This is a genomic window from Streptomyces sp. NPDC054961, from assembly GCF_053609145.1.
Window position 1 is genome coordinate 133,859 of record NZ_JBSGWY010000011.1, and the last position, 8,480, is coordinate 142,338.

At 73.6% G+C, this 8,480-nt stretch carries 7 protein-coding genes; 5 read left to right on the forward strand and 2 right to left on the reverse strand.

Annotation, left to right across the window (positions count from 1 at the left end; genetic code table 11):
• Nucleotides 1-122: 122 nt before the first annotated feature.
• Nucleotides 123-332: an acyl-CoA carboxylase epsilon subunit gene (locus tag ACWF9Z_RS13585; protein WP_356659858.1), complete on the reverse strand. Its 210-nt coding sequence runs from the start codon at nucleotides 330-332 to the stop codon at nucleotides 123-125.
• 19 nt (nucleotides 333-351) lie between these two features.
• A complete protein-coding gene (locus ACWF9Z_RS13590; RefSeq protein ID WP_453601357.1) occupies nucleotides 352-1,950 on the reverse strand; it encodes an acyl-CoA carboxylase subunit beta in 1,599 nt (532 codons plus the stop codon).
• Between the two features lie 318 nt (nucleotides 1,951-2,268).
• Here ACWF9Z_RS13590 and ACWF9Z_RS13595 point away from each other — a divergent pair, with 318 nt between their 5' ends.
• From ACWF9Z_RS13595 to hutH, 5 genes are all read left to right on the forward strand, one after another.
• Complete coding sequence (locus ACWF9Z_RS13595) at nucleotides 2,269-3,156, forward strand: biotin--[acetyl-CoA-carboxylase] ligase (protein WP_453601360.1); 888 nt, start codon at nucleotides 2,269-2,271, stop codon at nucleotides 3,154-3,156.
• Between the two features lie 136 nt (nucleotides 3,157-3,292).
• Nucleotides 3,293-4,480: an adenylate/guanylate cyclase domain-containing protein gene (locus ACWF9Z_RS13600; RefSeq protein WP_453601363.1), complete on the forward strand. Its 1,188-nt coding sequence runs from the start codon at nucleotides 3,293-3,295 to the stop codon at nucleotides 4,478-4,480.
• Between the two features lie 38 nt (nucleotides 4,481-4,518).
• Nucleotides 4,519-5,316: an enoyl-CoA hydratase/isomerase family protein gene (locus tag ACWF9Z_RS13605; RefSeq protein WP_453601366.1), complete on the forward strand. Its 798-nt coding sequence runs from the start codon at nucleotides 4,519-4,521 to the stop codon at nucleotides 5,314-5,316.
• Nucleotides 5,317-5,492: 176 nt separating this feature from the next.
• Nucleotides 5,493-6,614: a diguanylate cyclase domain-containing protein gene (locus ACWF9Z_RS13610; protein WP_453601368.1), complete on the forward strand. Its 1,122-nt coding sequence runs from the start codon at nucleotides 5,493-5,495 to the stop codon at nucleotides 6,612-6,614.
• A gap of 136 nt (nucleotides 6,615-6,750) precedes the next feature.
• Nucleotides 6,751-8,292 (forward strand): histidine ammonia-lyase, encoded by a 1,542-nt coding sequence (gene hutH / locus ACWF9Z_RS13615; RefSeq protein WP_453601439.1) that lies wholly within the window; start codon nucleotides 6,751-6,753, stop codon nucleotides 8,290-8,292.
• Nucleotides 8,293-8,480 lie beyond the last annotated feature (188 nt).

Here is an 8,480-nt window from a genome sequence, read left to right on the forward strand (position 1 = left end):
GGGAGAGCGTGTTCTACGATTTCCTACGCCTACACTCCCCCCCCACATCCCACCCCCCACCCGCCCCACCCCCCCACCCCCCACCCCCCCCCACCCATGCGCCGCATCGCGTCATCTTCCGCTCACGCGGGCCAGTACGTACGCCCCCACGCGCCCGGACCGGGGCGCGGCAGCGTCCTGCGGGCCACCCGGCCCGGCGCCGCCCACGCGTCGGCCACCCGCCGCGCGTCCGACGGCACCGACGCCAGTGCGGCCGCGCGCGCCTGGACCACCGCCAGTGCGGCGGCCAGCTCCTCCGGGGTCGGGTTCCCCTTGACGACCTTGATCACCACTGGACTGCCCTCCTGGGGCCTAGAGGGGGATGTTGCCGTGCTTCTTCGGGGGCAGGGACTCCCGCTTGGTGCGCAGCTGCCGCAGCCCCTTCACCACGTGCGCCCGCGTCTCGGACGGCATGGTCACCGCGTCGACGTAACCGCGCTCGGCGGCCGTGTACGGGTTGAGCAGCGCGTCCTCGTACTCGGTGATGAGCCGCGCCCTGGTCTCGTCGGCGTTGCCGGCCTCCTCCGCTTCGGCGATGGCCCTGCGGTGCAGGATGTTCACCGCGCCCTGCGCGCCCATGACGGCGATCTGCGCGGTCGGCCAGGCGAGGTTCAGGTCGGCGCCGAGGTGCTTGGAGCCCATGACGTCGTAGGCACCGCCGAAGGCCTTGCGGGTGATGACGGTGATCAGGGGCACGGTGGCCTCGGCGTACGCGTAGATCAGCTTCGCGCCGCGCCGGATGATTCCGTTGTACTCCTGGTCGGTGCCCGGAAGGAAGCCCGGCACGTCGACGAAGGTCAGCACCGGCACGTTGAAGGCGTCACAGGTCCGCACGAAGCGTGCGGCCTTCTCGGAGGCGTCGATGTCCAGGCAGCCGGCGAACTGCATCGGCTGGTTGGCGACGATGCCGACCGGGTGGCCCTCGACGCGGCCGAAGCCGGTGAGGATGTTCGGCGCGAACAGCGACTGCGTCTCCAGGAACTCCGCGTCGTCGAGCACGTGCTCGATCACGGTGTGCATGTCGTAGGGCTGGTTCGCGCTGTCCGGGATCAGGACGTCGAGCTCGCGGTCCCAGTCGCTGACCTCGGTGTCGGTCTCCTCGGGGAAGGCGGGCGCCTCGGAGAGGTTGTTCGAGGGGAGGTAGGACAGCAGCGACTTCACGTACTCGATGGCGTCCTTCTCGTCACCCGCCATGTGGTGCGCGACGCCGGACGTGCTGTTGTGGGTGCGCGCCCCGCCCAGCTCCTCGAAGCCGACGTCCTCGCCGGTGACCGTCTTGATGACGTCCGGGCCGGTGATGAACATGTGCGAGGTCTGGTCGACCATGACCGTGAAGTCGGTGATCGCGGGGGAGTACACCGCGCCGCCGGCACAGGGCCCGACGACCAGGCTGATCTGCGGGATCACGCCGGAGGCGTGCACGTTGCGGCGGAAGATCTCGCCGTACATGCCGAGCGCGCTGACGCCCTCCTGGATGCGGGCGCCGCCGGAGTCGTTGATCCCGACCAGCGGGCAGCCGGTCTTCAGCGCGAAGTCCATGACCTTCATGATCTTCTGGCCGTAGACCTCGCCGAGGGCGCCGCCGAAGACGGTGAAGTCCTGCGAGAACACCGCGACGGGCCGGCCGTCGACGGTGCCGTAGCCGGTGACGACCCCGTCCCCGTACGGACGGGTCTTCTCCAGCCCGAAGTTCGTCGACCGGTGCCGGGCGAACTCGTCCAGCTCGACGAAGGACCCCTCGTCCAGCAGCAGGGCCACCCGCTCGCGAGCCGTCAGCTTGCCCTTGGCGTGCTGCTTCTCCACCGCTCTCGCGGAACCGGCATGGGTGGCTTCCTCGACGCGGCGCTGCAGGTCCGCGATCTTGCCCGCGGTGGTGTGCATGTCGATCGGCTCTGACGGTTGTGACGACATCGGGGTCGCGGCTCCCTGCGTGGTGTCAACTGCCTGGTGAATTCACTGATTACTACTAGCTACTGGTGCGTAGGGTATCGGCGCGCATGGCGCTCGGCAGTGCGGCGTTTGACACACCTCATCTGGCTTGCTTGGCCTCGCGCGGCCCCCTAGGGGACGCCGCGCCGGGAGCCTGTGCGTCGGTCGGGTGAATGCGGAACCCGGATGCCCGGTTCACCGGATAACTCCCCACGGCCCGGAGGCCAGGGAGGATCATGGTGAGGACGCCGGCCCGGGCCGAAGCCCGGAGGCCGGGGCTTCCACACGAGGGGACTCTCGATGCCATCAGACGCTTCCGCTTCTTCCCCCGGCTCTTCCGGCGCTTCCGCTCCCGGGAGCCGCTGGTCGAGCCTGGACCGGCCGCCGCTGAACGGAGCCGCCCTGCAGCGGGCCCTCGTGGCCCCGGACGGGCTGTGGACCTCGCTGGAGGTGGTGGACAGCACCGGGTCGACCAACAGCGACCTCGCCGCGCGGGCCGCACGGCTGCCCGAGGGGGCCGTGCTGGTCGCCGAGGAGCAGAGCGCGGGACGGGGGCGCCTGGACCGGAGCTGGGTCGCGCCGGCGCGTTCGGGCCTGTTCTTCTCCGTCCTGCTCAAGCCCGGACCGCAGGTGCCGCCGGAGCGCTGGGGATGGCTGACCCTGCTGGCCGGGGTGGCGGTCGCGACCGGGCTCTCGCGGGCCGCCGGCGTGGACACCGCCCTCAAGTGGCCCAACGACCTGCTGGTGACCGTCGACGGCGAGGAGCGCAAGACCGGCGGGATCCTCGCCGAGCGCGTCGCCGACGGGATCGTCCTCGGCATCGGGCTGAACGTGACGCTCACCGAGGACGAGCTGCCGGTGGACACCGCCGGATCGCTGATGCTGGCCAAGGCCTCCGTCACCGACCGGGACCCGCTGCTCAAGGCCGTGCTGCGCTCGCTGGAGCAGTGGTACGGGGACTGGCGCGCGGCCGGCGGCGACCCGGCGGCCAGCGGTCTGCAGGAGACGTACGCGGCGGGCTGCGCCACCCTCGGCAAGCACGTGCGGGCCGAGCTGCCCGGAGGGCGCACCCTCACCGGAACGGCCGAAGCGGTGGACACCGACGGGCGGCTCGTCGTGCGGACGGCCGACGACGAGCACCAGGCCGTGGGGGCGGGGGACATCGTCCATCTCCGGTCCGTGCGGTAGCCCGCGGGGCGGGTCGCCCGGGGCGGCGGAGCGGGGGAGTGAGCTACGGCACACCTGCCGTATGGTTTAGGCGATCCCGGTCCTCGCGGTGATCACCCGGTTCGGCAGTGCGCACGGAATGGACAGGAGGCGGCCCTTGACCGTCGACGACCCTCACCCCAGCGCGCCCGCCTCCGCGACGCCGGCGGGTGGCTCCGGCGGGTCCGGCGGGTCCGGCGTCCACGCCACCCCGATCGGCCGCGGCCAGCACACCACCCACCACGAGGTCGACCACACGGCCCATCCGACGGCCGACCCGCTCGCCATCCGGCTGGAACAGCTGATCCTGGGCGCCGAGCGCCGGTACACCCCCTTCCAGGCGGCCCGCAGCGCCGGGGTCTCGATGGAGCTCGCCTCCCGCTTCTGGCGGGCCATGGGCTTCGCGGACATCGGGCAGGCCAAGGCCCTGACGGAGGCGGACGTACTGGCGCTGCGCCGGCTCGCCGGCCTGGTCGAGGCCGGGCTGCTGAGCGAGCCGATGGCGGTGCAGGTGGCCCGTTCCACGGGGCAGACCACGGCGCGGCTCGCGGAGTGGCAGATCGACTCCTTCCTGGAGGGGCTGACGGAGCCGCCGGAGCCGGGCATGACCCGTACGGAGGTCACGTACCCGCTGGTCGAGCTGCTGCTGCCCGAGCTGGAGGAGTTCCTCGTCTACGTGTGGCGCCGCCAGCTGGCGGCCGCGACCGGGCGGGTCGTCCAGGTGGCGGACGACGAGGAGATGGTCGACCGGCGGCTCGCGGTGGGCTTCGCCGACCTGGTGGGCTTCACCCGGCTGACGCGGCGGCTGGAGGAGGAGGAGCTCGGCGAGCTCGTCGAGTCCTTCGAGACGACGGCGGCGGACCTGGTTGCCGCGCACGGCGGCCGGCTGATCAAGACGCTGGGCGACGAGGTGCTGTACTGCGCCGACGACGCGGCCACGGCGGCGGAGATCGCGCTGCGGCTGGTCGAGACGATGGGCGCCGATCCGCAGATGCCGGAGCTGCGGGTGGGGATCGCCTTCGGAACCGTGACGACCCGGATGGGAGACGTCTTCGGGACCACGGTGAACCTCGCCTCGCGACTGACGTCGATAGCGCCGAAGGACGCGGTGCTGGTGGACGGCGCGATGGCCGAGGAACTCGGCCGTACGGGCGCGGCGCCGGTCTCCGAGAAGGAAGCCGAGGCCGAGGCGGGCGGCGGAACGTACCGCTTCGCGCTCCAGCCGATGTGGCAGCGCCCGGTGCGCGGCCTGGGCGTGGTGGAGCCCTGGTCGCTGACGCGACGGAAGCCTAAGATCCCGGAATAACGTTCGTTAACCGGGAGGGCCGTTCTGTGTCGGAGCCTGTGTCTGTGTCCGAGTCCGTCGGGTTCGTCGGCCTGCGTCGGCATGAGGGCGGGGTCGTGGAACTCGTCCTGGACCGGCCCAAGGCGATGAACGCGGTGTCCACGGACATGGCGCGGGCCATCGGTTCGGCGTGCGCCTCGCTCGCGGCGGACGCGTCCGTACGGGTCGTCGTGCTCACCTCGTCGGCCGAGCGGGCCTTCTGCGTGGGCGCGGACCTCAAGGAGCGCAACGCGCTGTCGGACGCCGATCTGGTGCGCCAGCGGCCGACCACGCGGGGCGCGTACGGCGGCGTGCTGGAGCTGCCGATGCCGACCATCGCGGCGGTGCACGGGTTCGCGCTGGGCGGCGGCTTCGAGCTGGCGCTGGCCTGCGACGTCATCGTGGCCGACGAGAGCGCCGTGGTGGGCCTGCCCGAGGTGTCGGTGGGCGTGATCCCCGGCGGCGGCGGTACGCAGCTGCTGCCGCGCCGGGTGGGCGCGGCCCGGGCGGCGGAGCTGATCTTCACCGCCCGCCGGGTGGAGGCCGCCGAGGCGCTCGCGCTGGGGCTGGTGGACTCGGTGGTCCCGGCGGGTGCGGCCCGCGAGGAGGCCCTGGCCCTGGCCGGACGGATGGCGGCGAACTCCCCCGTCGGGCTGCGGGCGGCCAAGCGGGCGCTGCGGCTCGGGCACGGGATGGACCTCACGGCCGGGCTGGAGATCGAGGACGCGGCGTGGCGGACGGCGGCCTTCTCCGGGGACCGGGCGGAGGGCGTGGCGGCGTTCAACGAGAAGCGCAAGCCGCAGTGGCCGGGGGTCTGACCCGGCTGACCGGCTGACCGGCTGACCTTCCGCGCCGTCCGGCTGCCTGCCCCGTCCGGACCGCGTGCCCCGTCCGGCTGCCTGTCCCGTCCGGACCGCGTGCCCCTGCGTGATCTTGGGAGGGCCCAGAGCCGCGTCAATATCACCAAATCGGACAAAGCCCCTAACCTGGTGTGATGGGTGTTGACGGGCGGCTGCGAGCCGTCGTGGGCCTCGCGCAGGCCATGGCGGCCGCGTGCGCGCCGCGGGAGAGTGTGCGGGCCGCGGCGCGGGGGGCGAGGCTGGCGATGGACGGCTCGTTCGCCGCGATCTCCGCGTGGGAGCGGGAGCGGGGCTGCCTGCGGGTGCTCGTGAACGAGGGCGAGCGCAGGACCGGGGAAGAGGAGTTCCCCACGGACGAGTCGTATCCCGTCCACGACTTCCCGGAGATCGCCGAGTTCCTCCACGAGCGCTGGGTGGGCGGCGGCGGGCCCCACGCCTGGGTGGAGAGCGCGGTCGGCGACCGGCCGGGGCGCCGGGGCGAGGCGCTGCGCCGGCGCGGGCGCGGAACGTGCGTGGTCGCGCCCATCGTGCTGAGCGGGCGGGCGTGGGGCGAGCTGTACGTGGCCCGGGACGAAGGGCTGCCGGACTTCGACGAGGACGACGCGGAGTTCGCGACGGTGCTGGCGGCGGTGGTCGCGGCCGGGCTCGCGCAGAACGACCGGCTGGAGGAGGCCCGGCGGCTCGCCTTCACCGACCCGCTGACCGGGCTGGCCAACCGGCGTGCCGTGGACATGCGGCTCGACGAGGCGCTGGAGGAGCACCGCCGGAGCGGGGGGCGGACGGTGGTCAGCCTGGTGGTCTGTGACCTGAACGGCCTCAAGAAGGTCAACGACACCCTCGGGCACGCGATGGGCGACCGACTGCTGGAACGTTTCGGCTCGGTCCTCAGCCTGTGCGGGGCGCTCCTGCCCGGCGCTCTGGTCGCGCGGCTGGGCGGGGACGAGTTCTGCCTGGTCAGCGTGGGGCCCTCGGCGGACGAGGTGGTGCGGGTCACCGAGGAGGTGTGCCTGCGGGCCGCCGAACTGGAGCTGGGCGAGGGCGTCGCCTGCGGGGTCGCCTCGACCGGCGATCCGATCGGCCCGGTGAAATCGTCCCGGCGGCTGTTCCGGCTGGCGGACGCGGCCCAGTACAAGGCCAAGGCGGCGCGTTCGGCGAAGCCGGTGGTGGCGGGGCGGGACACCGCGGTGGTGCGGCTGGCCGACGCGGCGCAGCAGGAGGCGGCGGGCGAGCGCCGGCGCTTCCGCGGCCGTAGCTGAGCGTCTCGGGCGCTGACGGGGCCGCCCCCGGCGCCGCCGCGGGGTCCCGCGGGGCGGAGTCCGGCGCGGCCGCGCGAGCGGTTCACGGGGAGGGGTGACATGAAGAGATTCAGTCCGTAGGGTGCTGAATATGGATATGCACACTGTCGTGGTGGGAACGTCCGGAACCACCGCCGAGGACGTGATCGCCGTCGCGCGGGGCAACGCCCGCGTCGAGCTTTCCGCCGAGGCCGTCGCCGCACTCGGCCGCGCACGCGAGATCGTCGAAGCGCTCGCCGCCAAGCCCGAGCCCGTCTACGGGGTGTCCACCGGGTTCGGGGCGCTCGCCTCCCGGCACATCAGCCCCGAACTGCGCGCACAGCTCCAGCGCAACATCGTCCGTTCGCACGCCGCCGGCATGGGCCCGCGCGTCGAGCGCGAGGTCGTGCGCGCGCTGATGTTCCTGCGCCTGAAGACCGTCGCCTCCGGCCACACCGGCGTCCGGCCGTCCGTCGCGCAGACCATGGCCGACGTGCTGAACGCCGGGATCACCCCCGTCGTCCACGAGTACGGCTCGCTCGGCTGCTCCGGGGACCTCGCCCCGCTGTCGCACTGCGCGCTCGCCCTCATGGGCGAGGGCGACGCCGAGGGCCCCGACGGGACCGTCCGGCCCGCCGGCGAGCTGCTCGCCGAAGCCGGGATCGAGCCCGTGGAGCTCCGCGAGAAGGAGGGCCTCGCCCTCCTCAACGGCACCGACGGCATGCTCGGCATGCTGGTCATGGCCCTCGCCGACCTCGGCAAGCTCTACACGGCCGCCGACATCACCGCCGCCCTGACCCTGGAGGCGCTGCTCGGCACGGAGAAGGTCCTCCAGCCCGAGCTGCACGCCATCCGCCCGCACCCCGGCCAGGGCGCTTCCGCCGCCAACATGGCCGCCGTCCTCGAGGGGTCCGGGCTCACCGGGCACTTCCAGGAGGAGTCCGCCCCCCGCGTCCAGGACGCGTACTCGGTCCGCTGCGCCCCGCAGGTGGCCGGCGCGGGCCGCGACACCATGGCGCACGCCGCCCTCGTCGCCTCCCGCGAACTGGCCTCCGCCGTGGACAACCCGGTGGTCCTGCCCGACGGCCGCGTGGAGTCCAACGGCAACTTCCACGGCGCCCCGGTCGCGTACGTGCTCGACTTCCTGGCCATCGCGGCCGCCGACCTCGGCTCCATCGCCGAGCGCCGCACCGACCGGCTGCTCGACAAGAACCGCAGCCACGGCCTGCCGCCGTTCCTCGCGGACGACGCCGGCGTGGACTCCGGCCTGATGATCGCCCAGTACACGCAGGCCGCGCTGGTCAGCGAGATGAAGCGGCTCGCGGTCCCGGCCTCCGCCGACTCGATCCCCTCCTCCGCCATGCAGGAGGACCACGTCTCCATGGGGTGGTCGGCGGCGCGCAAGCTCCGTACCGCCGTCGACAACCTGAACCGGATCATCGCCATCGAGATGTACGCGGCCACCCGCGCCATCGAGCTGCGCCACGGGCTCACCGCGGCGCCGGCCAGCCGGGCCGCCATCGCGGCGGCGCGCGCGGCGGGCGTGGAGGGTCCCGGGCCGGACCGTTTCCTCGCCCCGGACCTGGCCGCCGCGGACGCGTTCATCCGTTCGGGTGGACTCGTGGACGCCGTGGAGGCCGTCACGGGCCCCCTGGCCTGAGGGGCGGCGCGCCCCTGACGCACCGCTGAGCCCGCCGTGCCTCCCTCGGGGCACGGGGCGCAGCGGTACCGCGTCACCACCGCAACGGGCCGGGGGGGGGGGGGGGGGGCGCCCCCCGCGCCCCCCCCGCCCCCCCCCACCCCCCCCCCCCCCACCCCCCACCCCCCCCCCGCGACCGACCCCGAAAG